The 22,783-nt window shown below is 68.3% G+C and carries 21 protein-coding genes and 1 pseudogene; 2 read left to right on the top strand and 20 right to left on the bottom strand.

Going from position 1 to position 22,783, the window contains the following annotated elements; translation table 11 throughout:
- Nucleotides 1–10: 10 nt before the first annotated feature.
- From BUS84_RS39370 to BUS84_RS02135, 13 genes are all read right to left on the bottom strand, one after another.
- Nucleotides 11–406, bottom strand: coding sequence for a hypothetical protein (locus tag BUS84_RS39370; protein ID WP_074308302.1), 396 nt, complete (start codon nt 404–406; stop codon nt 11–13).
- A 396-nt stretch (nt 407–802) separates the two neighbouring features.
- On the bottom strand, nt 803–1,336 hold the full coding sequence (locus tag BUS84_RS02190; RefSeq protein ID WP_143728158.1) for a hypothetical protein: 534 nt from the start codon (nt 1,334–1,336) through the stop codon (nt 803–805).
- 10 nt (nt 1,337–1,346) lie between these two features.
- Nucleotides 1,347–2,852 carry an RNA-directed DNA polymerase gene (locus tag BUS84_RS02185; RefSeq protein ID WP_143728157.1) on the bottom strand — a complete coding sequence of 502 codons (1,506 nt, stop codon included), beginning with the start codon at nt 2,850–2,852 and terminating at the stop codon, nt 1,347–1,349.
- A gap of 771 nt (nt 2,853–3,623) precedes the next feature.
- Entirely contained in the window at nt 3,624–4,526 is a 903-nt protein-coding gene (locus BUS84_RS02180) for a JmjC domain-containing protein (protein ID WP_084757060.1), read from the bottom strand.
- A 13-nt stretch (nt 4,527–4,539) separates the two neighbouring features.
- Complete coding sequence (locus tag BUS84_RS36430) at nt 4,540–5,121, bottom strand: hypothetical protein (protein ID WP_084757056.1); 582 nt, start codon at nt 5,119–5,121, stop codon at nt 4,540–4,542.
- 27 nt (nt 5,122–5,148) lie between these two features.
- Nucleotides 5,149–5,400 carry a DUF397 domain-containing protein gene (locus tag BUS84_RS02170; protein ID WP_074311932.1) on the bottom strand — a complete coding sequence of 84 codons (252 nt, stop codon included), beginning with the start codon at nt 5,398–5,400 and terminating at the stop codon, nt 5,149–5,151.
- 100 nt (nt 5,401–5,500) lie between these two features.
- Nucleotides 5,501–6,652 carry a class I SAM-dependent methyltransferase gene (locus BUS84_RS02165; protein ID WP_074308296.1) on the bottom strand — a complete coding sequence of 384 codons (1,152 nt, stop codon included), beginning with the start codon at nt 6,650–6,652 and terminating at the stop codon, nt 5,501–5,503.
- A gap of 53 nt (nt 6,653–6,705) precedes the next feature.
- Nucleotides 6,706–7,962 (bottom strand): histidine decarboxylase, encoded by a 1,257-nt coding sequence (locus tag BUS84_RS02160; protein ID WP_074311930.1) that lies wholly within the window; start codon nt 7,960–7,962, stop codon nt 6,706–6,708.
- Nucleotides 7,902–8,759, bottom strand: a complete 858-nt coding sequence (locus tag BUS84_RS02155; RefSeq protein ID WP_244298331.1) for a hypothetical protein — start codon at nt 8,757–8,759, stop codon at nt 7,902–7,904. Before BUS84_RS02155 ends, BUS84_RS02160 begins: the two co-directional genes overlap by 61 nt.
- 167 nt (nt 8,760–8,926) lie before the next feature.
- Entirely contained in the window at nt 8,927–10,372 is a 1,446-nt protein-coding gene (locus BUS84_RS02150; RefSeq protein ID WP_074308294.1) for an APC family permease, read from the bottom strand.
- 11 nt (nt 10,373–10,383) lie between these two features.
- Nucleotides 10,384–10,644: a hypothetical protein gene (locus BUS84_RS02145; RefSeq protein ID WP_084757054.1), complete on the bottom strand. Its 261-nt coding sequence runs from the start codon at nt 10,642–10,644 to the stop codon at nt 10,384–10,386.
- A gap of 208 nt (nt 10,645–10,852) precedes the next feature.
- Nucleotides 10,853–11,545, bottom strand: coding sequence for an N-acetyltransferase (locus BUS84_RS02140; protein ID WP_074308292.1), 693 nt, complete (start codon nt 11,543–11,545; stop codon nt 10,853–10,855).
- Nucleotides 11,542–12,750: an FAD-binding oxidoreductase gene (locus BUS84_RS02135; RefSeq protein ID WP_074308290.1), complete on the bottom strand. Its 1,209-nt coding sequence runs from the start codon at nt 12,748–12,750 to the stop codon at nt 11,542–11,544. Before BUS84_RS02135 ends, BUS84_RS02140 begins: the two co-directional genes overlap by 4 nt.
- Nucleotides 12,751–13,303: 553 nt before the next feature.
- Between BUS84_RS02135 and BUS84_RS02130 the strand changes: the two genes are divergently transcribed.
- Nucleotides 13,304–14,503, top strand: coding sequence for a helix-turn-helix domain-containing protein (locus BUS84_RS02130; RefSeq protein WP_084757405.1), 1,200 nt, complete (start codon nt 13,304–13,306; stop codon nt 14,501–14,503).
- Nucleotides 14,504–14,567: 64 nt separating this feature from the next.
- The gene (locus BUS84_RS02125; RefSeq protein ID WP_074308288.1) at nt 14,568–15,098 is read left to right on the top strand and encodes a GNAT family N-acetyltransferase; all 531 of its coding nucleotides are present in this window, start codon (nt 14,568–14,570) and stop codon (nt 15,096–15,098) included.
- Nucleotides 15,099–15,286: 188 nt separating this feature from the next.
- Here BUS84_RS02125 and BUS84_RS02120 read toward each other — a convergent pair whose 3' ends face one another.
- From BUS84_RS02120 to BUS84_RS02085, 7 genes and pseudogenes are all read right to left on the bottom strand, one after another.
- Complete coding sequence (locus BUS84_RS02120; RefSeq protein WP_074308286.1) at nt 15,287–16,579, bottom strand: AcrVA2 family anti-CRISPR protein; 1,293 nt, start codon at nt 16,577–16,579, stop codon at nt 15,287–15,289.
- Nucleotides 16,576–17,271: a GGDEF domain-containing protein gene (locus BUS84_RS02115; RefSeq protein ID WP_074308284.1), complete on the bottom strand. Its 696-nt coding sequence runs from the start codon at nt 17,269–17,271 to the stop codon at nt 16,576–16,578. Before BUS84_RS02115 ends, BUS84_RS02120 begins: the two co-directional genes overlap by 4 nt.
- 257 nt (nt 17,272–17,528) lie before the next feature.
- Nucleotides 17,529–17,807: a hypothetical protein gene (locus BUS84_RS02110; protein ID WP_074308282.1), complete on the bottom strand. Its 279-nt coding sequence runs from the start codon at nt 17,805–17,807 to the stop codon at nt 17,529–17,531.
- A gap of 250 nt (nt 17,808–18,057) precedes the next feature.
- Nucleotides 18,058–18,510, bottom strand: a complete 453-nt coding sequence (locus BUS84_RS02105) for a hypothetical protein (RefSeq protein ID WP_074308280.1) — start codon at nt 18,508–18,510, stop codon at nt 18,058–18,060.
- Nucleotides 18,511–18,521: 11 nt separating this feature from the next.
- Nucleotides 18,522–19,543, bottom strand: a pseudogene (locus BUS84_RS02100) (DUF4192 domain-containing protein).
- A gap of 177 nt (nt 19,544–19,720) precedes the next feature.
- Nucleotides 19,721–20,857 carry a hypothetical protein gene (locus BUS84_RS02095; protein ID WP_143728155.1) on the bottom strand — a complete coding sequence of 379 codons (1,137 nt, stop codon included), beginning with the start codon at nt 20,855–20,857 and terminating at the stop codon, nt 19,721–19,723.
- A 728-nt stretch (nt 20,858–21,585) separates the two neighbouring features.
- Complete coding sequence (locus tag BUS84_RS02085) at nt 21,586–22,686, bottom strand: NADP-dependent oxidoreductase (protein WP_208869495.1); 1,101 nt, start codon at nt 22,684–22,686, stop codon at nt 21,586–21,588.
- Nucleotides 22,687–22,783 lie beyond the last annotated feature (97 nt).

The following is a 22,783-nucleotide window of genomic DNA, read 5'->3' as shown; positions in this document are numbered from 1 at the left end:
TGGACCTTGTTCACGATCGACCAGTGACCGCGGATCCATCCCGCCAGTTGGGTGGGTTTGGCCTGGTGCACGCGCAGGTCGGTGATCGCGCGTAGACGGTTTCGGTGGTGAAGCGTTTTGGCTGGTCGAGGCGGCGGCTCTGGCGGCGGATCTGGAGGGCCTGGGCGGCGTGTGGGAAGTCGATCCCGGCCGCGATGGTGAGGATTTTGCAGGTGCGGATCTCGCGGCGGCCGTGGCCGCGGTCGGTGTCGCGGGTGGCGTCGGGGACGGCTTGCCAGGGCAGGCCGGCGAGTTGGGCGTGCAGGCTGGGCTGGTTGCCTTTGACGGTGAGGATCCAGTGCGCGCCGCGTTCGGCGAGGTAGGCGACGTGGTCACGTTGGCAGTGCAGCGCGTCGGCGGTGATCACGGTGTCCGCGGAGGTCGCTGATCTGGTCCAGCAGCGGTGCGAAGCACCTGATCTCGTTGGTCTTGCCGTCGACGTCGGTGCTGGCCAGGGACTACTCCGGTGGCCTGGTCGCAGGCGGCCAGGACGTGCCGGGCCGGAGTGCTGGTGGTGCGGGGAGCCGCGCAGGGCCTTGCCGTCGAGCGCGATCGCTCGCCTGCCCGCTGACGGTGTGGCTATGGTCCGGCTGGCGAGCCAGCCGCTGACCGCCGCGGTGAGGGTCCCATCATCAGCTTGGTGTAACAGCCCTGGCCTTCGCACGCCCGCCCGAACTGGCTCCTGTATCAGTAGCTCTGCAACCGCTGGTTGGCTCGCTCGCTGGGATATGTCATGCAGGCCGAACCGGTCTGACAGGCTTTGCTAGGTCCTGGGCGCGTTGAGGTCCAAGAACTTGACGAACTCTCCGCCTACGTCGCGGCATCGCTCTACATCTTCGGGCATGATAAGCACTCTGTCGCCGTCGAGCCGCACCCCGGCGGCTGCGAGCTGCCTAATCACTTCGTCCCGATGTTGGTCAAGTTGACGTTCGGTGAGCCGGCCTAGGCCATGCTCAAGGGCGTTCCGGACCTCAACAAAGCCTAGAACGGCCTGGAACCGCGGGTAGGCGGCCAGGTCTACGCCGCCATACTTCTTCCACATCTTGATGCGGTCGGTCCATTTCATGACTTTGTTATATGCGATCCCGGGCCGCAGGTTGAGCAACCGATTGACCGTAAAGGATTCCAGGACAGCGACGATGTCGGTGAGGGCGTTGCCGTGCCGCACCGCAGCAAATCCTCGGAGGTGTCGACCACTGCGGCCGTTGGGCGCGCTTCCTTCCAGTCGCAGGAGGGTGTAGTAGTCAGCGGTACGGATGACGAGCTGCCCGAGGGCCGCCTCTCCGAGAGCGGTCATGCCGGCGGTGCTAGGCACTGGTGTGCGCCCATTCATACACCCACCGGTGCAGCGGGTTGTCCTGAGTGACCGCTTTGGTAATGCGGGTGGAGGGCTTCGTCAGCGCGATGGCGGCGACCAGCAACGGGCGGGCAGTGACACCTGTCCGGTCGTATAAACGAAGTAGCTCGTCAGCGTTGATCTGGCCGTGGCGGGCGAGGGTGAGGGCCGCGTGCGCGCGCGGTGTTGGGGCCTGCGCTCCAAGAGCCGCGTGAACCCACTGGATCCTTCGATTGGCGCGTTCACCGATCCCGAAGGCTGGGTTGGAGGCGATTGCCGACTGTAGCCACCAACACTGCCATTCGTTCAGGTAAGCCCTGGATGTTAACAGTTTGTCGAAGGCGGCGATCACTGGAGCGGGATCCGCGCGTTCCGCGAGGTACCGGCAGACCGCCGGTGTCATTTGGCGGGCGAATCGCAACATCCGCATGAGGTGATTCAAGGTTTCGGGGTCTGTCGTAGGTTCCGTCTCGAGCGTCGCCAGGGCTGAGGGCAACAGTTCGAGCAAGGCTCGATGTTCCTTTACTCGCCTCGTTGCGACCTGGCTGCGACCACCCACCTTGGCCCAACGCTCGATGATCCGCGCGGCGGCTTCTCGATCGACATCGGTTGGGTCCGGCGGCTGTGAACCGGTCTCGTCGCCGTACGGGTCATACTCAAACAACGTCAGGTCATATTGAGCGTCGGCGGCGATCTCCTCGCGGAGATCCTCGGCCTCATCGAGGGACCGCTGGTAGGTGGCACGCTTCCAGGTGAGGGTCTTTAGATCGTTCATGGTAAGGCCGTGCCGTCGCGTTTCCTCGGAGAAGACCTCGATCGCGCGTACCGCATCCGACCAGGACCGGCAGGTGAACCGGAAGTCGTCGTTGTACCTGGCTGCCTGGATCCCTCGGCGAACCAACACGCGCTCTAAGCGGTCCAGCACTACCTCTGCGAGCAGGTCGCTGGCCGCCGATTGTTGCGGGATCCCGTACGTCCGGCCTTGAGTGGTCGAGAGGAGCTCGCCGAGCGTGTTGACGGTGGCATGCTCGCCTACTTGTACCAGCAGTTCGTCCATCAGGATGTTGTGATCGATGTACTGGTAGCAGGAAGCGATGTCGGTGGCGATGATGTACGAGCCGTCATGGTCTAGCGGCGCCCGTTTGAACGCAGCCCATTGCGCCTGTCCACGGTCGACTGACGGCAGGGAGGGTTCGAGGCGCATCGCCAACGCGCCGTAGAGGACCCGGGTTGGCATGTCCCAGATCGCTACCGGGCGGACCCCATGGTTGATCTTGCTGGCAACGACCGTCTCCTCTACAGACGGCAGAAACCTGCCGCCCACGACCTGCTGCACCCACGTCGCCGCCTTAGGGCGGCGTCGCGACAACGCTTGCAAGGCGAAATTCTGTGGCAGCATGCGCGGAGGCTTGTCGATCTGCCGGTCTAAAGAACCGGCGAGATTAAGACCTTGCAGCAAGATGGGGTCGATCTTCACCGCTCAGGTCTACAGCATCTGACGCGATAAAGGAACGGCTCGGCCGTCGAACGGCGGCGTGTCTGGGAACTTCCGCGGGTGCATCGCGTGGTGGATCTGTGATGCTGCGTGCTGTGACCCCATCGTGCTGATGATCACCCGGACGGTCCTCCGCAGCGTGTTGCCGTATCCCGACCTGCTTCGACGTGCCCGTATCCGGCGGCGTGCCTGTTACGTCGCTACCCGTGCCCATGGCCGCAAGATGCAACGGCCGTTGCCGGGCTAGACTTTGCGCAGTTGGCGCTGCTGCGGTTGCTGTGGCTGGAGCGTCAAACACATGGTGCGGCATGGACCCGCCAGCGGGAAGCTGCAACACTGTTCCGTCAAGAACCAGCGTTGGCCTGCAAAAACACAACCAGCCGTCGATCATTACTTGTCATTCGTGGTCAATGCCCAGCACAGGTTTTTCGGAGGGCGCTGTCGCGATCGCCGGTGGGGACCGGGACGGAATGATCGCGCAGTTGGTGCCCTGCCTGCGTACCTCGCAGGACCACCAAAGCGCAGCGTGGCAGGTCAATCACTAGTCGTGGAAGCGTGTTTTGCAGCAGCTAGTTGAAGGAGATGCCCCAGGCCAGAGCGCCGGGCATTTCTGTGTTGTGGGTTGCGTGCCACGGGCGGCGCGGTGGTCGCGCAGAGTCGCCCGCGAGCGAACACTCAGTTCAATGACCGGACACGACCAGGGCCCCCGGAGACGGATCTCCGGGGGCCCTGGTCGTGTCGGTGCGGCGTCGATCAGTGGTTGTATTCCAGCGTGGTGTAGCCCAGGTGCCGCAGGTGGCTGGTGAACGCCTCCGTGTCCAAGGTCTGCAGGTACGCGATCAGCTTGCTGCGTGTGTCCTCGACGACGTCATGCAGTCCGAGTCCGGTCATCTCGGCGGGCGCAATGGTGCGGCGCAGAGACTCGTCGTTGATTGCATCCTTGATCATCTCTTCGGCTGCCCAGTACGGGGTGCGCTCGCCAATGGCGATGGTCAGGTGCACGCTGTCCTCTGTGTCGCCGATGTTGTGTGGGTCGTGCACCCAGCCTCGGGGCAGGACCAGGATCTGGCCGGCCTTGAGGTCGATGGTGACGTCCGGGCCGGCCGCGGTCCAGTCCTCGCGCCATTTCTCCTGCCAGGTCAGTGACGAGTCATGGTAGTCGCGCATCGGGGCGGGGAAGAGCGGCTCCCACAGGTTCCATCGCTTCTCGCCAGCCAGTTGGATGGCGAGGGTCATCTGCTGGTCCCAGTGGTGCCGCAGACCCTGCTCACCGGCAGGAGTCACGAACGCGTGAACGAAGGTGCTGTAGCCCGTCTCCTGCTGCACGGCTTTCGCCAGTCGATGGATCTTCGGGGTGACGCGTTCCATGTGGCCGAAGCGGATGGTGTAGCCGTTGTCGAGCAGGTAGCGCAGCCGACCGGGCGTGGTCCGGCCGTTGGCGCTAAACGACAGCGGATTGATTGACGGGCTCGGCGACTTCACGACTGCGACCTCGGCGGCGGGCACGCATCCGGTGTCGATCCAGTCGTACAGATCCTCGGTGCTGACCACGCGGTCCAATTCAGCGGGCACGCCGTCGTAGACGCGGACCTCGTCCGGCCAAGTGGTCATCAGGTCCTTGACGCCGGCCTCGGGGAGCAGAAGCTTGAGCGACATACTCCCTCCCTTCTCATGGCTTCGGGGGTGGCAAGGGGCAGGGAATGTTCGGGAAGAAGCGGTTCGGGCAGCAGATGATCGTGAAGTCGACGTAGCTGAAGCCAGGGGTGTAGTAGCCGGTGCAGACGTCGCTGCCGAGCAGGAGCGCTTCTCGCTTGTACTCAATCGTCTTCTCCAGCGGCAGGACGTCGCCGCCGGGCGGATTGTCGATCCAGGTCTTGGCGAGCCAGCTCAGGGCGTCGTCGATGTCGGTCCACGTCCGATCGGCGGACACCTTGGTCAGCTTCAGCAGCGAGTGGCCGAGCTGCACCGGGGTCATGTCGTTCGCGAGGAACGTTCTGGTGTAGTCGTTGGCTCCGCCTTGGGTCAGAAGCCATTGACGGAATGCGCCGGGCGCCATCTCGCGGGATAGGTGTTCCCGGATGTGCGCGTCCGTAAGGTTCGCGCCCGGCCGTCGCAGGTACTCCTTGTTGAACTCGTCCCGCGCGCCGACCCAGGGCCCGAACCCGTGCCAGTGTCCGCTCCAGTTGATCATCTGCGCCTCCCGCTGGCAGGCGGGCCGCCCCCCGATGGGGGCGGGGGCGGCCCGCTTCATGCTGTGATGGTGCCGTAGGCCGAACGGTCAGGCGGTCAGGCCACGCTTCGCGATGTAGCCGAGGGCGAAGTCGTCCAGCTCACCCTCGGTGAAGCGGAGCTGCCCGGCGTCCGGGTTCTTGCTGTCGCCAAGGACGTACGCGCCCCCGGCTCCCGGGATCGCGCCGACCTCGACACACTGCTGGGTTTCGCTGCCGAGGTTGCCGCCGCAGAAGTTGCTCAGCTGCACCCCCTCGACCGGCAGGCCGTACAGGTCGATCGCGCTAGGGTCGTTCTTCATCAGGATCCTCCGATCCTCGATGGCGTGCGGAGAGTCGGTCTCCGCGCCGTTGTGCACCCGGACGGGCCGCGTCCCTCAAAACAACGGCCCGCCCGGGGGTTCATGGGTGTGCTGGCGGCACCCTTTTGATTCCCTCGATGACCAGGTGGTGCCGCCACATAGCCACCGCTTCCGGCTCCCGATTCGGCATCCGAGACCGGGCGAAGGCGGCCCGCAGTTGTCCCTCGACGGCCTGGGCTACCTCATCCTCGGGATACTCGGGCGTGGCCCGTTCAAGCGCGGGACGGGGGCGGCCGGCGGCAGGGGGACGGGGGTGCCCCTGCCGCCGACCGGGACCGGCCGCCGCGCCGAACTGCGGCCGATCGGGCAGTCGCCGCACGGCGACTACCGGGTGAGGGCTGGTGGGAGGTGTCGGCCTCCCAGCGGCCCCTGTCTTGGAGTAGGAAAGTGCGGTGCTTGCCGTTGTGCGTGCCGCAGGTTCTGTCGGCGGCAGCGCCTCGCCCGCATCCTGTACGGCGCATGTCGTGGGGTTGCCTTTGCGGGCGTGGACAGCCCTGCGTTCGTAGGAGGCCAGGAGCACGTTTGGGTCGGCCATGAGCGTGACAAACCGGTCGAGTTCGGCATCGGTGGCCTCGGGTGTGGTCAGGACGGGGCGGAGGTGGTCGACGGCGTCGGCGAGCAGCTGGCATCCGGGACCGCCTCCGGTCCAGGTCTCGGTCGACGCGTGGACGCGCACCTGCGCCATGCCCTTGCCGACGAGCAGGGCGGGGGCGTATGGCATCCAGGTGCCGGCGCTGCCGAACCCGGCGATGGTGCGGTAGATGCGTCGCATGACGGTGTGGATCAGCCGGGTGTCGTCTCCGGTTGCCCGGACGATTCGTGGTGGGGTGTCTGTGACGTCGGCCAGGACGAGCCAGCCACCAGGGCGCAGTCGGGCGATCATCTGTTCCAGCGCCTCGGCCCGGCGTGGCAGTGCACCGTGCAACCATCGGGCGACGACGACATCGAAGCTGTCGGGCTCGCCGGGAAGGTCATCACCGTTAAGGTCCCGTTGATAGACGTCGATGATGCTCGTTGGGTTGAGGTAGTTGGTGTCCATGTCGACCGCGGTGAACCTGGCGTGGGGGCCGACAAGGCGGGCCAGGTAGGCGGTGACCTCGCCGCCGCCCGCGCCGATTTCCAGGACGCGCTGGCCGGGTTGGATGTCGAGCCGGTCCAGCTCCTGACGGGATGATCGGGTCGAGCAGTTCACGCAGCCGGGCAGGCCGCAGTTGGCCGCTGTGAGTAGTCGCCATCGCGGTGCTCCTAGAACGATTCGTGTGTGGTGGTGTGGTGGTGGTGCGGTTGCTGCCGGGGGCGCGGGATCGGCCTCGGTGGTGCGGTGGCGGTGAGGTCGGCGACGAAGGCGTCGATCTGGCCGTGGGTTATTCCGGGCATGCAGATGAGGTGGCTGGTATCGCCGTCGGTGGCGAGTAGCCACTTTTTGCGTACCTGCTCGGGTGGGGTGGGCAGGACGACGGTGAAGGCGTGCGGGTGTCGCCAGGCGGGCCAGCCGACGGCGGTGAGCTGCTCGACGGTGTAGGCCGCGAGTCGGCGGGCGTGGGTGGCCCGCCAGCGGTGTCCTTCCCGGCCGTGAGTGGCGATGGCGTGCCACAGCAGCGCGGCGGCCAGGCCGCACCGCGAGCCGGTGATCGTGGTGTCGACGGTGGCGGTGTAGGCGACGTGAGGATGGTGGGTGCGCAGGTGGTCGCGGATAAGGACGACTCCGCACGGTGTGGGCACGCCGAGGAACTTGTGGCCGCTGATGGCGATGCTGCCGATGCCGCCGGCGTCATCGAGACGCAGCCGCCCGTCGAGGGCGAGGGGGATGCCGGACAGGGCCGCGTCGACGTGCAGGTGTCCGCCACCGGTGTGCTCGGCCAGGACGGCGCGGATGCGAGCGGTGTCGTCGACCGCCTCGGTCATGGTGGTGCCGGCGGTGGCCACGACGATGGCGGGCCAGCGGCGCCGCGTGCGGAGCTCCGCGGCGAGATGCGCGTAGTCCATCTCCCCGTCGGTGCGGGCGCCGATGACGACACACCGCGCGCCGAGCACTCCGACGGTCTTGGGAATCGAGTAGTGCGCGGCGCTCGAGTAGTAGATTCGGGCTGTGGGGTGGCGGCGGTAGGCGGCGTGCAGGGCGGACAGGTTGCCCTCCGTGCCACCGGTGGTCACATAACCCCACCGGTCGTCCGCCGGCATGGCGAGGATGTCGGCGATCCAGGCGATGACGGCCCGCTCCAGCACTCGTGTGTGCGCGGTTCCACCTGCGTCGGCCGGGTCGCCGATGTTGTTCCACAAGCGGTTGCCGAGGCGGGCCATGACCTCGCTGTGGTCGAGGTCCACGGCGCCGGGAAACCCGATGCTCGTGGCCGCGGCGGCATCGGCCTCGCGTACGAGGTGGTCGAGGACATCTGCGACGTCGATCGGAGCTCGGCCGAGGTCCGCGGCGTCGGCAAGGTTCAGGGTGTGAGTCGCACCGGCCGCCTGGAGTGCAGGTGGGCGGTGAGGGTACGGTCCAATGCGCCCAGCTGCCGCCACACATGCCGGATGGCCTCGTCACAGTCCTCGGTCAGGTTCTCGTGCCGGTTGAAGTAGGTGACCCGGTCCGGGTCGAGGGTCCGGTTGCAGCGGATACCGTCCACGCCGAGGCGCGCGTGCGGATCGCGGTCGATGTGCATCGCAGTGCCGTCGGTCAGCAGCACGTAGCACTGGCCTTTGAGGTCGAAGACCGACAGGCGGCGACCGGTCGCCGGCAGGTCGCGCAACGTGTGGGCGAGCTGGTACCAGCGGCCCTGGTCGGAGTCGAGGGTGCTGACGCCGACGCCGACGTAGGTCGACCCATGAGGCAGGCTCATGTCCCCGCCGTTGACCATTGAGCCGTCCGGCCCAAGGGGATGCCAGCGGCGCCGCGTAGAGGCCCCCCGCGCGATATTCTCGCTGGCCACCTCGGCGAGGTCGGCGAGCAGCCGAGGAAGGTCGTCGGCTTCTGGGGAGGCCAGCCACAGCCGGTAGGCGGTGTGCAGCTGGTAGCCGTGCGGCTCGGCGAGGGCGTCGGAGACGAAGAACAACACCACCCCGTGCGGGCCGATCGCGTCGGGTTGCCCGAAACGCTGATCCGCCTCCACCATGTGGCCGGTGTTGATCCGCTTGCACCGGTACGCGACCTGCTTGCGAAGGTCAGCCCAGCGACGGACCTCCGGCGACACCTCGTCGCCGACCGGCGCCTGCTCGTACGCCGACGACGGCGCGGGCGGACGAAGCGGGGGCGGTGGCGGGGTGACCAGGGCCTCAGGCGGTCGCGGATACTCGGCAGGCACACGAGCCCCTCGGTAGCCCGGCGGTGGCACGTGGGCCGCGAACCCAGGCGGGCCGGCGGGCGATGCCGCCGGTGAGTGCTCTAATTGCCAGCCCGAGTTGACGGAATCGACGGCGTCATGCCTGCCAGCAGGTGGCACCGCAGCGTGGGTCATCATCGTCGCCCCTTTCAGATCGAGACGTTGATGGCGTCGGGGACGGCGTGTGTCTTCGGGATGCCACGGCCGATGCCGGGGTAGACCTCCGGCTTGGCCTGCCGTAGGTGCCCGGCCCACACCCCGCCCACGATGGCGGTGGCGGTGAGGATCGCTGGCAGGAAGAACGGATACATCGGCCCGGGGGCGGCACCGAGCAGGGAGCCGACGTTGCCGACCATCAGGGCCAGCACCACCGATCCGCCGAGCACGCCCAAGGCGGGGGCGAGCCGCCACTCCCACGCACCGGCCTGCGGGCCGCGCACCCTAGCCGGGGCCGTCATCGCGGCCACGGAGGCGGCCAGCAGCAGGCACAGCAGGCCCATCGCTCCCAGCGTCGACAGCCAGGTGAACATCACCCCGATCGGGTCAGCGCCGGCCAGCGCGAACGCGCCCACCACCACGGTCGCAGTGCCGGTCTGCGTCAGCGACCCGCCGCGCGGCGCGCTGACCCTCATCGCGCTGCCGGTCTGCGCCAGGCCGGCGGGCAGGACACCTTCGCGGGCCATCGCGAACACGTACCGGGCGACAACGCTGTGAAAGGCCAGCATCGAGGTGACGACCGCGAAGATCAGCACCAGCTCCGCGAGGGGAACCCACCAGCCGCCGAGACGCTCCAACACCGCGAACGGCAGCCCGGCCGCAGGGTCGGCAGCCGCCTCGGCAACGGAGCCGGGGCCAACCGCCACACCCATCGCCCACGCGGCGAGCGCATAGACCCCGCCCAGGACGACCACTCCCCCGATGGTGGCCCGGCCGACCGACGTGCGGTCGATGGCCTCTTCGACGAACGACCCCGGGGCGTCAACTCCCATGAACGCGGCCACGCAGAACGCGACCGCACCGCCGATGCCACTGACCGCCAGTCCCGAGGCATCGAAGCCCTCCCAGGACAGCCCACCGGCCGCAGGCCGTCCGACACAGGCCAGCACGAACGCCGCGACGATCAGCAGCGACACCGTCAGAACGGCAGCCAACACCCGGGTGGACAGCACGATCGCCCGCACCCCCATCACCCCGACCACGGCTAGGGCGATGCCCGCCCACACCCACCACGCGCCGCCCAACTGCGCGGCCATCGTCGCCCCGAACAGCCCGAACAGGCTGGTCTGGATGGCGTTGTACGCCACGAGGGCGACCATGCCGGCGGCGACACCCCAGCCACGGCCGAGCCCGTTGGCGAGGATGCCGTAGTAGGCCGCCGGGTGGCCGAGCTGGCGAGCCATCGCGGTGTACCCGACCGCAAGCACCGCGACCGTGCCGGCCACGAGCAGAAAGGTCAGCGGCAGGGCCGTCACCCTCGTGGTCGCATACGTGGCCACGATGCCTCCGGCGAGCACCACCATGGGCGCCGACGCCGCCGCCCCGAACACCCACAACCCGAACGGAGTCAGCGTCCGCCGTGCGAGGGCCACCTGCATGTGCCTCGACTTCACCGCTGCCCCCGCTGCGTGGAGTCCGGGCAGCAGGAGTGCCGGCAGCCGTTCACCGGATGCCGGCTCACGTCGGCGGCGTTGGCGGCCACGAGGTACACCGCCGTCGGCCTGATCGGCCCGCTACGCCAGTAGCCCCGATCCCGGTCGAGCCGCCGCCGCGCGAGGTCGGCCTGAGGTGTGAACCCGAACAGGTCGTGAGCATCGTCCGGCCACTGCCGCCGGACCGCGTACCCCCACGCGTACTCCATCGACGTCACGTCCCCCGTTCTCCTGACGGTGGTGGTACGCGCGGTGGGCAACCGGGCCAACCATCGCCCGACCTTCAGCCGACTTGGTGGGCACGTGGAGTTGGAACGGGTAATAGCAGACAGCATGACGGGTGCCTCCTTCGATCAGGGCATGCAAGGGCGGACTGCCGCAAAGCCAGCACGGCAGGTGATCAACAACTGGTGCTCGACCTGACGGTCAGGGAAAACGAGGTGCTGCCGCCGCTGCGACCCGACCGCGAAACGGCGTCGCGGAGCGATGCAGGCGCACCCGGCGCGGTAGTCCGCCGGGTAGCCGCTCGCCTGGCTGAGGCCGCCACATCCGCCACAGCGCCGGGCCGCCCGGCTCCAGCAGGATCGGCGAGCGTGGCTCGTAACCGAGCCAGGCGAACAGGTCCTCTCGAGGACGGGTGCTGCTGATCTCCGTGTACGCCGGCAACCCCTCCGCATCCAGCCTCAGGTGGTGGCTGACCAGCAACGCTCTCGCGGCACCGCCCTGCCCAGGACGGGCCGCGACATGCGCGAGATGGTGGTGTGGTGTATGGGGCAGCACCGCGTCGACGTAGGCGTGCAGCAGGGCGAACCGGGGAGCGTGCGGTCCGAGGAGACGGTCCAGGTCGTACATCCACGTCGCAGCCGGCGGGGCTGGTTCCAGCCGCCTGTACCAGACCGTCACAGCAGCCAGGTCGTCGGTGGTGTCGACCTGGCCGTGCTCGAACCCGTGCGTCAGTACGAGATGCGCATAGCGGTGCAAGAGGGCCGGCCGCTCGGCCACGTCCGGAACCAGCCAGGCCCCTATGGGCCGGGCGACAAACGCGTCCGCCATGACCGTCGACAGCGCCGGGAAGTCCTCTTCGACTGCGGGGCGTACCGCCGCTTCCACCAGCTTCATGGCGCGTCCCTCGGTGTGCGGTCGGGGCCGGTGCCTTCGGCCGCCGTGTCCAGCCCTAACGTGGCCTCCACGGCGCGTGCTGACCGTTGGCGGGACACCCACAGCGCCGAATCGAGCGCACGCTGGAAGGTGGCGGCGAGGTGCAGGCTGTCGGGTGCGACCCCTGCCACGGGCAGGCGCTCCCGGGCGACCTCGATCAACCGCGGTGAGCCGCAGACGTAGAACGCCTGCCCTGCGCGATGGTGGTACAGGGCCACGCTGAGCAGGTCGCCCTGCACGGCCGGTTCGACGTCACGGTCGTCGGAGAACGCCAACACCACCGTCAGCCAGTCAGCATGCGCCTGCTGAAGCTCGTCCAATGCCACCGCGTCGTAAAGATCGAGCAGCGTGCGTGAGCCCACGACCAAGGTCACCCGCCGGTTGATCGGCGACGCGGCCACCTGCTCCACCAGCGCACGCATCGGCGCAAGACCGGTGCCCCCCGCCGCCAGCAGCAGATCGGCCTCACCGGCGGCCTCCAGCGACAGCCCGACATCGATTGCCGGCCCCAACCACAGCAGCTCCCCCGGTGCCACCCGCTCGACCAGCACGGGCGAAACCGCACCGTCCGCGAGCGCCCGGATGTGAAAGTCCACCGTCCCGTCTGGGCGAGGAGCGTTGGCGGGCGAATACCATCGCCACTGACCCGGCAGTCGAGGTGTGCAGACCGGCATCGCCTGGCCAGGTAGGTAGCGAAGGCGCCGCATCGGCCGGACGGTCAAGACTGCGACGTCATCGGCCGCCGCGTCGCATGCCACAACTTCGCCGACCGTCACGTGGGGACCATCGCCCATGGCCTCCGCCGCCCTCTCCGCCAGACGGATCGCTCGTCGACAACCCCGCTCCCAATAGGTCGCCAGCTCCGGCTCCCAACTCGCGCCCGAGAATCGCCGCACCGTGTCCGCCATTGCCGCCGCGACAACGGTCCCGTGGTACGGGTACAGCCCGAAACGCCTGTGCATCCGACCCAACACCGCCAAAGCGGCACGCCGACCAGCTGGGTCGCCCCGACCAGTTACCACACGCCCGAGCGTCGAGAAGAACATCGGCGCAAGTTGTTGCGGGAGGAACCGCACGCTGCGGTCCTCCATGTACGACCAGAAGTGATCTGCGGCCAGGTCGTGCGCAGCGAGTGCCATCTCCAGCGGTGCCTCCGGGTCAGCCATCGTGGCAACCGTTCCTCAGACGAAGGCCACCCTGAGGCTGCGCCAACCATGACGAATCTATGAACGAGTCACGACGGCCGTTCGCTGCAACCCAAGAACTAAAGCCGACATGATCACGGCCAGTCTGATCGCCGACGGAGTTGGGATTGTGGGAGCTGCCTGTCGGCCGCTTTGCCTTCGAACTGTCATCGATCGCCTGGATCAACGGCCTGGTAATTCCGTGCTCGGGTGGAACATCGCCGATCGGGTCGAACGACCGGTCGTCGGCTGGAAGGAACCATTTTCTCCGCCGCATTCCACGCCACCCTTCTCCACGATCGCCACCTTTCAGCAGGGCCATGACCGTCCTTGGCCAAACAAATGCCGACACCACACGAACGTCGGGCTCGATGGGCCTCGTCGCACTGGCCACCGCCTACCGCGCCTATTTCCGTCGTGTCGGGTCTGCCGATGGACGTAGCGTCGTCGATAAACTGGGCCGACAGCAGGCGTGCACCGTGTGCACACGCAGCTGCACACAACGCTTGGGGGCGACGTGGAATCTTTCGGGCACATGCTCAGGCAGCACCGCACCGCAGCCGGCTTGTCGCTACGAGACCTCGCAGTCCTCGTGAGGTTCCAGTACAGCCACATCTCCCAGGTAGAACGCGGGGAACGCCGTCCCACCCAGGCAATGGCAGACGCGTGCGAGCGGGCCCTAGCGGCCGGGGGCGTACTGGTAGCGGCATACCTACGTGAGCAGTCAGGTGACACCGACATGCGCAGACGCACCGTTCTCCAAGCCATGGGTGCGCTCGCCGCAGCACCCACTGTGGACCGGGTCGTCGGCTTGGAAGCGTTACGGCACGGCCTCGGCGCCGCCGTCAACGTGGAGCACGACGAGTGGACTGACATAGTCGCCGCGTACGGCCGAAGCTACTATCAGCAGCCGCAGAGCCAGGTAATGGACCAGCTGGGACGCGATATGGCCGTGTTACAGCATCAGATTGCCGTCGATCGCGGCGACCGCCGGCTTCTGCTGCTACAGGCTGCCGGCCGACTGTCGGTCATCATTGCTCTCGGGCTGGTCGCATCCGGCCAAGTGATGGTGGCTCGCCGGTGGTGGCAGACCGCGCAGCGGGTCGCCGACGAGTCTGGTGATCCGGACACGCAGGTGCTCGTGCGAGCCTGGGACGTAGTGAACGGCTGTTACGACGGCCGGCCTGCTGGCCAAGTGGTGTTGCTGTCGAGCGAGGTGCTGCCGCTGCTCCGCGGGCAAGCCACCGCTGCGACGTGTGGCCTGCTCGCCGGGCGGGCCCAGTCACTCTCTCTGGCCGGCAGGCACGCGGAGGCGATCAGCACGGTGGAACAGCTCGGTAGCAGGGTTGATCAGCTCCCGGCGGCGGTAGTCGACGACGTAGAGAGCTTGTGGGGCTGGCCAGAGCATCGGCTTCGACACACCGAGTCGTGGGTGTACACACACGCGGGCAACTACCGAAGGGCAGAGCAAGCGCAGGACCGCGCGCTCACGCTGTATCCAGCGTCGCAGACGCGGCTACGCACTCAGGTGCAGTTACACCAGGCGGCGGCGCTTATCCGCAGCGGGCATGTGCCGGACGGGCTGCGTCTCGCTGCCGACCTGCTGGACGGGCTACCGGCCGAACAGCACAACGAAATAGTTCGTAGCGTCGCCCGACAAGTCGCTGCAGCCGTGCCCGAGGCCGAGCGAAGCCGGCCACTATACGACGATCTGCTCAGCCAGGTACGGCACTGACTGCCACACGAGCACAACTCGCCAGCGCTGCCGCACCGCAGGGATCGGCCCGTAACATCCGGTCATGCTCAGCTACACCGCCCGCACTGGCCCTGCCGCCAGCCCTCTTTTCGGTCCTCTCGAAAGCCTGTACGCCCTCGTGTATGCGGAGCCCCCCTACAACGAGGGGCCGGAGCAGGTCGCCAGATTTCGCGAGGGGCTACCTGAGGAAGCCATCCGGCCCGGGTTCACGTTGATTGCTGCGGAGGAAGGTGGGCATCTGATCGGAGCGGCGTACGGATGGACGATGCCGGCTGGCACCTGGTGGTCCCGCGCCGAGCAGGAACCCTCCCGCGAGATGCTCGACGCAGCCAAGTTCGCAGTGATGGAGTGGATCGTGCATCCCGAGCGTCGAGGCGAGGGCGTTGGTTCGGAGCTAATGCGGCGCTTGCTCGCAGACCGGCTCGAAGATTGGGCGACCCTCGCTTCGGATCCCCGGTCGCCCGCCCGAGCAATGTACGACCGAGCCGGATGGAGACAGGTTGCCACGTCGGTGCTCCCGTGGGGGCCGCCCATGGACCTTCTGGTCCTACCGCTGCCGGTCGTCGACGTTTGACGCGTCCGTTGGGACCACGCCGAGGGTGCGAGGATTTCCCCGAGTCTCCCCGCGTTCCTGAAGGAGTTGTTGCACCGCAGGCGGAGGTACGCGCGAGGCGGCGGCCGTTCAGCTATCTGCGGCGTTTGCATGCGATGCCGGTGATGGCGAAGCTCGGTGACCGACGCCACCACCGGCATCGCTGTCTACTACTGCTCTTCGGGGCTCGGACGGCGGCTGCTGAGCATGCGTACGGTGGTGCTCAGCTTGATCGGCGCATCGTCGGGCCCCCTGAGGAAGGGGTGGATGTAGACAGGGCGGCGCAGCGATCGGCCGGGGCCGTGGGCTTGGTTACGCCAGTGGCCGGAGACCCAGAACCGGCTGGTCTGAGAGCGCTCTTGGCTGTCTGGCGTCGGTTTCTCGTCCGGCCCTGGGTTGGTGCGGCGGCCGCGGATGCGCACGATGCGCAGTTCGGGTACGGGCCGGTTGGTGCGGGCGTAGGTCTTGGCGACGGCTTTGTCGACTCCTGTCGTGGTGACTTCTGCGGTTTGCTGTGCGATCAGCAGCCACGTCGAGATCAGCGCTGCCGCCGGATGGTCACCGGGTATCAGGTGCTGTTCCGAGAGGTGGGCTGCGTTCATCGGTGCGAGCCAGCCGACCTGTTCGCGTAGCCGCTGCAGCGGTTTGCCATGCAGTCCCGCGCCGATGGTGCGGTAGAGGACGACGTGCCAGCCGTCGATGGTGTCGGTCCAGGATGCGCCGGTGAGCTGCCGGTGTGTCACCGGCCGGGGCCAGATGAGCATTCCGTCTGCCGAGGGGATGAGGTCGCGGCCGATGCGTATGTCGGGAAGTTGCGCTGCGGCGTGCTCGGCCAGGTCGGTGAAGTCGTTGTCGATCCAGTACAGGTGTGATCGCTCGAGGCCGGAGGCGATCTGGTCCCGTGGGTCGGTGATTGCGAGCGCGGCGGGCAGGTTGTCGGGGCTTCGATAGAAGCGGGTGAGCCGGTCACGGACCTTGGGCAGCTCGCCGGGGGTGATGGTGGTTGCCGGCCATGCGGTCGTCGTGATGAGTGTTCGGCCGGGGAGTCGGGCGTTGAGGAACGCTTGGTGCAGTTCCTCGATTCGTTCTCGTGCCTGTGGATGGTTGGCGTGGCCGAGTGCCCGTACCGCGCGGTCGATGACCTTGTCGGTGCGGCCTTCGTCGATGTGAGTTTGGCACGCCGCGCATGCTGCCCAGGAGTGGCCGAAGTCTTGGACCAGCCCCGCGGTGGGGCCGATGGCGATGGCGGTGACGTCGCCGCCGTGCAGTGTCCAGATCGGGTAAGGGTCGCCGCAGAAGTCGCAGCTTCGGCGGACGGTGTCGAGCTTGCTGACCGGGATGGGCGCTGGTTCGTGTCCGTCGGTGGCGAGGTGGGTCGGGTGTACGTAGGTGGGTGGCACGCCGAGGGTGTTCAGCGGGGAGAGGCAGGTATGGCAGGCCATCTCTTCGTGCGGGGCGGTCATGCCGTGACCCCGTCGGTCGGCTGGCGGCGGTCGCGGAGGCGAGGTCCGCGACGGTGCTGTGCGGGCGGCATGGTCATGCCCGGCTGGTAGATGGCGTGGCGGTTCCAGCCATTTCCTTTGGCGTGGTACATGGCGATGTCGGCGCGGTGCAGGGCGATCTCAGTGAAGGGGTCGCTGGTGTCGACGAGTGCCAGGCCCACGCTGGCGGTGATGGTGACCGTGGCGGGGCTGTCGTCTGCGGGAAGCGCGATGGGCTGGGAGATGATTGTGGCGAAGGTGTCGGCGATGCGGTCCAGGTCGTCGGTGCGGGCCGGCAGGAGCGCGGCGTATTCGTCGCCGGCGAGTCGGGCGGCGGCGCCTCCGTGAAGAGCGGCGATGTCGGTGATGCGGTCACCGACTTCGATGAGGAGGTCGTCTCCCCGGCCGTGGCCGTGGGTGTCGTTGACACGTTTGAAGTCGTCGAGGTCGATCAGGGCGACAATGATGGGCTGCGCGGGGGCGGTTTTGGCGAGGGTCGCGTGCGCGGCCTGCAGGCCGGCGCGGTTGAGCATGCCGGTGAGCGGGTCGTGGAGCATCGACCTGGTGGCGTCGGCGAGTTGGGTGCGGAGGCCGCGGATCGTGGGCCAGGCGGTGAGCCTTCCCAGGGCGAGCGCCACCACCGCGGTGGCGATCATGATCAGTGGTAGGGACACTGGGCTCCTCCTTCATGGAGAACCCGGGACGCGGACGTTTCCAGGCGGCGCGTCCCGGGTCCTGATACGACGACGGCCCGCCTTGGGCGGACCGGGTTACGGGTTCGTGCCGCTCGGGCTCACGGCATCGGTGACGACGACCTCCCCTGAGGAGGCGTCATCGGGGCGGTTCAGTCAGCACTGCTCGTCGCGGCGTACCTGCGAGTTGGTTGCCGCCGTTGGCGCGCGATGCGACATCCGCCGACCGGGAGTTGGTGTCAGCGGGGCACCGGGTGCGCGGCCTGGTCGGCGCAAAGTCTGGCGGGTAGGTCGGCTGGTATCTCGGCGTAGGGTTCGACGGCCAGAAGCACCTCGGCCGGGTCGAGAATCGTCTCGATCCGGCCGAGGTGGATGGTGTCGGGTTTGTGGTGGGGTTCGGTGACCGGGTCCCAGGTGAAGTCGACGACGGTGGCGACGTAGGTGCGGTGGGGGTTCCAGCCGACCTGGATGGTGTACCGCTCGAACCCGGGTTTGGGTGTGAGGGTGTGAAGGCTCATGAGTTCCTTTCCTGGGGTTGCTACCCCTGCCCGGCACGTCCTGCGCCCCGGCAGGTCGTGTAGCAGCGGCCGCTGACCTTGATGGTTCTGCCCAGGCGGGTTGCGCCGTCGTGGCTCACTCCCCCGTCATGGCCCACGCTGTTAGGCGCCGGCCGGGCCTCGTCCGCCGCAGCCGGGGAGTGAGCACGGCGTGCTGTTGCGCTTCGGGTTGAAGGGCGAGTGGGTGTGCCGGCGGCAGGTGCGCCGATGCTCATGCCGGCAGGTGGCGGGCGCATTCCTCCGCCATTTCGATGATCTTGTCGCGTCGCGCAGCGGGCAGGTCGACGAGCAGGTCGACGTAGTGCTGTTCCTGCACGGTTAGCGGCTCGGCGAACGCCGCCTTGTAGGCCAGCCGCGCTGCCTCGTGTGCGGCCTCGATCGGCCCGCTGTGGTCATAGGCGGAGGTGACCTGGCGAAGCTGTGCGGCTGCGGTGAGCGGGTCTCGGGACAGGGTGGTGTCGTAGAGGCGGAAGTTCGCCGGAAGGTTCGCTGCGGTGATCGCGGTGATCAGGCACAGGTTGGCCTGGATGTCGTAGGCGAATGCCTCGGTGCGGGTGGGCGTTTCGCCGCGGGCGCGCCGGGCGGCGCGTTCGGCGTGCCAGCGCAGTCGGGCTTCTTCGGCGGTGCGGGCGAGAGACAGCAGGATGCTGCGGATGGGATCCACCGTGGTTACTCCTATTCTGAGGGCGTATTCGGGGTCGATGGGCTGGGGTGGGTGCCGGTGATTGCCTGCTCGACGGCGGATGGCGGCAGACCGGCGTGCAGGGCCTGTAGGAGCAGGGCGGCGAGCTGGTAGTCGGGGTTGACCTGCAGGGCACGCTCGGCGGCCATGGCGGCCAGGACGCCGTCACCGCAGCGCCATGCGGTGAGCGCGAGTACGGTCGCGGGCGCTGGCACGAGCGGCTCGTCGGCGCGGCGGGTGATCTCGGCCCAGAAGGTGACGTGCTGGTCGTGCGGTTGGGTGAGGTTGGGGGCGAGGTCCCGCACGGGCCTGTGCGTCAGCAGCACGGTCAGCCAGGCCACCTCGCCGTCGGTGAGACGCGTGCCGCCGTCGTGCTGTCGCAGCGCGCCGCGGACCGCGTGCATGCCGGCCTCGTACACCGCGGCGCTGCCTGCGGTTTTCAAGGCCGCCATGCGGGCGGTCGCGTCGTTCGTGGCCTGTCGGATGCCGTCACCGGTGCTGTCGACCGCGGTGAAGCGGCTGGCCACTGCCGCCCGGTCAGGCCGTGCGACGAGCCCGGCGACGGTCGCTTGCACGGCGACGAGCGAGGTGGTGGGGTCGAAGGGGGTCCGTCCGGTGGGCAGCAGTCGGGATCGTCGCAGGTGAGGCTGAAGATGCGGGTTTCGGTGACCCGCAGCAGTTCCCGCACGGCCAGGCCTGCGGAGGTGAACGCACCGCCGACGGCACCCAGTGCCGGGTCGACGTGTGCCTGCGCGCCGTAGCCGACGATCACGAGGTCGGTGATCGGCTGCTGCCGCTGCACGACCGGGACGAGGTGAGCGGTGAGTTCGCGCAGCTGGTGGGCGGGGGATCCGGGGGCCGGCAGGTCGCCTCGGGCGGCGAACACGATCCGCCGGTCTCGGCAGGCGATCACGACGATGCTGCCGTCGCCGGGATGGAAGCCGATGAGGTACGGCGCCGCGGTCGCCAGGTCGGCTGAGGATCGGACGGTCAGTTTGTTCTCGGAGAGCGACACGATGGTCTCCCAACAGAAGGTGGGTTCGGTAGAGGAGTGGGATGTCGGCCGGATGGCGTAGTCGTGGCTGGCGCCGCGCGCAGCGTCGATTCGCGAGCAGGCGCCAACTGAGGTCTGCCCGTGGGAAGCAGGGCTCGGATGGCGCCTGCTCAGCCGTGGAGATATCCGGCGGGCGGTTTAGTCGCTGTCGGGGTGCAGGTGCAGGTCGATGCCGCGGCTCTCGACGGTGGCGGTCACCGTGACCAGGTGATGGTTGATGCCGACCAGTGCCCGGGACAGGTCCGCGCGGACGAGGGCTTCGGCTGCGGTGGTGGCGTCGGCGGGGGTGGAGTGTCCGCGTAGCCACATCTCGTACTCGTGCTGCCACGGAATTCGCCAGCCGTCCTGGTCGACGGTGGCGTGCGCAGGGAGGGTCCAGCCGTATGCGGTCCACGGCCGTGCCTGGTCCGGGCTGCTGGCGGTGACCGTGCGCATCCTGTGTCGTGCCGCGTCGCAGGCATCGCGGGCGGTGCCGTCGCCGACCGGCAGCGTGAGGTCGGCGATCACCGTGACGTGGTGTGCTCGAGGCAGGGGGTCGAGCCCGAGGTCGACGAGGAACTGGTCGACCCGCTGCGCGGCGTGCTGATAGATGCCGCCGAACTCGTCGTCGACCAGGGCGCGGATCGCGCGAACGCGGATGCTGCGCCGCAGGCCGGTGAGGGCCTGTACGGCGGCGTCCCGTGCCGCCGTCGCAGCGGTGAGGCGGTCGACGTCGGTCAGGTTTACCGCGCCGACCAGGGGTTGCGCATCGGTGTCGATGTCATCCGGCGGGGCCTCGTCAGGGCTGTCGGCGGTCTGCCAGGTCAGCCTGGTCAGGGTGATGCTGGGGTCAGCCAGCTCCTGTAGATGGGTGTCCATCGTCGTGCGAGCGGCGTCGCGCGCGTCCGCCTCCCGGGTCGCCGTGGCCCAGGTCTGGAGCGTGACCTGCACGGTGACGCGGTATCGGTGCGGCCCAGGCTCGTCGTTGGCGTTGAACGTGGGTGCCACGTCGATGACGTGTTGCGGGTAGACCGCCATCGCCGGCTGCAGCAGGCGCACCTCGTCCGGTGCACCCCAGCGCGCTTGCTCGCGGGCCTCGTCCTCGTCGGTGTGCGACCGCGTGTACGACAGGTGCGCTTGGGCGGAGATCGTCCACCGTTGCGGCAGCGGTTCCAGGCCCCATGTCGCGAGGGCGTCATCGCATCCCGGGCGGCAGACCAGCCTGTTGCGCAGCGCGGCGATGAGGCCGGAGCGGGCCTCGACGGCCAGAGCCGCCCGTTGCTCGATGGCAGCCATCGTTTCGGCATGCAGGGTAGGGACCTGGTCCGCCGGGGTCCCGCCGGTCATCGCTGCGCCGCCCGACTGCCGGCAGTAGCCGAGGGCGTGCCCGTGACCAACCCGGCGCACGTAGCCACCCGCACGGTGGCCATGTCGCGGGCTGGGCGCATTTCGGTGTGTTCGCCGACGGCCGCGGTGGTGCTGCGCAGGAGGTCGGGCGAGGTGGCATGGTGGAGGTCGGCGGGGAGGTCACCGTCTCTCAGGTGCCGGGTGGGATGAAGCATGGTGTCCTCCGTAGGACAGCAAGAAGGCGGCCACCGGTTGGTGGCCGCCTGAAGGGATGGTGGTGCCGCGCCCCAGTCGCGTGGGCGAGGGGCGTGGGGTTTGTGCGTGCCAGATCCGAGGCTGGCAGCGGCGGCCGACCGTAGCTGGTGGGCGCGATGCCGTCGCGCGAGGCGTCAGATCAGAGGCACGTGGAAGTAAGGGGAGCTCTCAAGGTAGCCGTTGCGGGAGCGCCTTCGGCTGGGCTGTCAGGTGCGGCCTCCTGGCAGGACCTGACAGCCCGGCAATCCCCTCCCCCGTGTCAGGGCTGCTGGCCGGAGTGGAATCCGCCGGACCTGCGGCCCGCCTGACTGATCTCGTCAGCCAGCGAGCCTTCGCTGCTCGGCCGGTGACGGGAGACCGCTGCGGGACTCTTCGCCGCGGGCGGCGCGACCGGTCCCGCTGTGAACCGGACCGGGGCGGGCCTACCGATCACCTGGTAGGCAGCTGGTGACCTGTGCAGCGGAACCGGCCAGCGAGACCGCCCACCCTCTGGGCCACCGCCGCGACGGGCCAGACATAAGGCGGGGACGGTGGCTTGAGCCGCTGACACCGGAGCCTCGGGCCGCTTGTTGCGTCCTATCCGACCTTGAGGGCCAGCTTGCCGACATAGTGATCATTGAGGGGCGATGCGCATCCTTGACTCGCTCCAACGGGAAGGTCCGTGCGACGTGGACCTCGAGGGAGCTGGCCTCGATGATCGCGTTCAGCCGATCGGTGGCGGTGCGGCTTCGATCCCCGTCGTAGTAGGACACCGTCGCGCCCGGCGACGTTACAGGCACGGGCAGGACACCGTTCGGCCAGGCGATCCGTCCCGAGTTCTTGATCGCGCGAAGAGACCGTTCGGCAGCCTCGCCTCCCATCGTGACCAGAGCCGCATCGAGCCCGCCTGGTGCGAACTCGAATGCCGCAGCCAACACATCGTCTTTGCGACCGTCGATGGCGTCGTCGGCGCCCAACCGCCGGGCCAGGGCGACACCGTCGTCACCAGAAGCCACGGCCAGCGCTCGGATGCCGCTGTGCCGCGCCAGCTGCACGGCCATGTGCCCGATACCCCCGCTGGCCCCGAAGACCATAAGCGTCTCGTCCGGCCGCAGGCCAAGCAGATCGAGGCCGCTCAGTGCAGTCAGGGCATCCCAAGCCATCGCGCCGGCCTGCTCGGCCGGCAGCCGGTCGGGCACGCGCGCCACGAACTCCGCCTCAACGACGCCGTAATCGGCGTAGAAGCCGCCACGCGGTACCGGCATCGTCGCAGCGTAGACACGCTCACCCACGTCGAACCGGGTGACGTTGCGTCCGAGCGCGGCCACCGTGCCCGCCGCGTCCCAGCCGAGGACATAGGGAAAGGTCGACTGGACGCCGAAAGCGCCGTCGTAGTCCCCCTCCCGCTCGGCCGCGTCCCAGGACCCGACCCCTGCGAACTCCACCCGGATGAGGACGTCGTCGTCGCCGACCTCGGGGAGCGGTATCCGGCGCGACGAGAGTTCGTCGACTCCGCCGAACCGGTCAAGGACGACCGCGTTCATCGGGCACGACACGCAGGCACAGGCAGGCGACAATGACACGGCGAGCTCCCGGTGGACGGTTGGCGTAGGCAACCGCCGATTTACCGGGAGCTCGTCC

It is taken from the genome of Micromonospora cremea, from assembly GCF_900143515.1.
In the GTDB taxonomy this organism is placed as follows: domain Bacteria; phylum Actinomycetota; class Actinomycetes; order Mycobacteriales; family Micromonosporaceae; genus Micromonospora; species Micromonospora cremea.
This window is presented reverse-complemented; position numbering and strand designations above follow the sequence as displayed.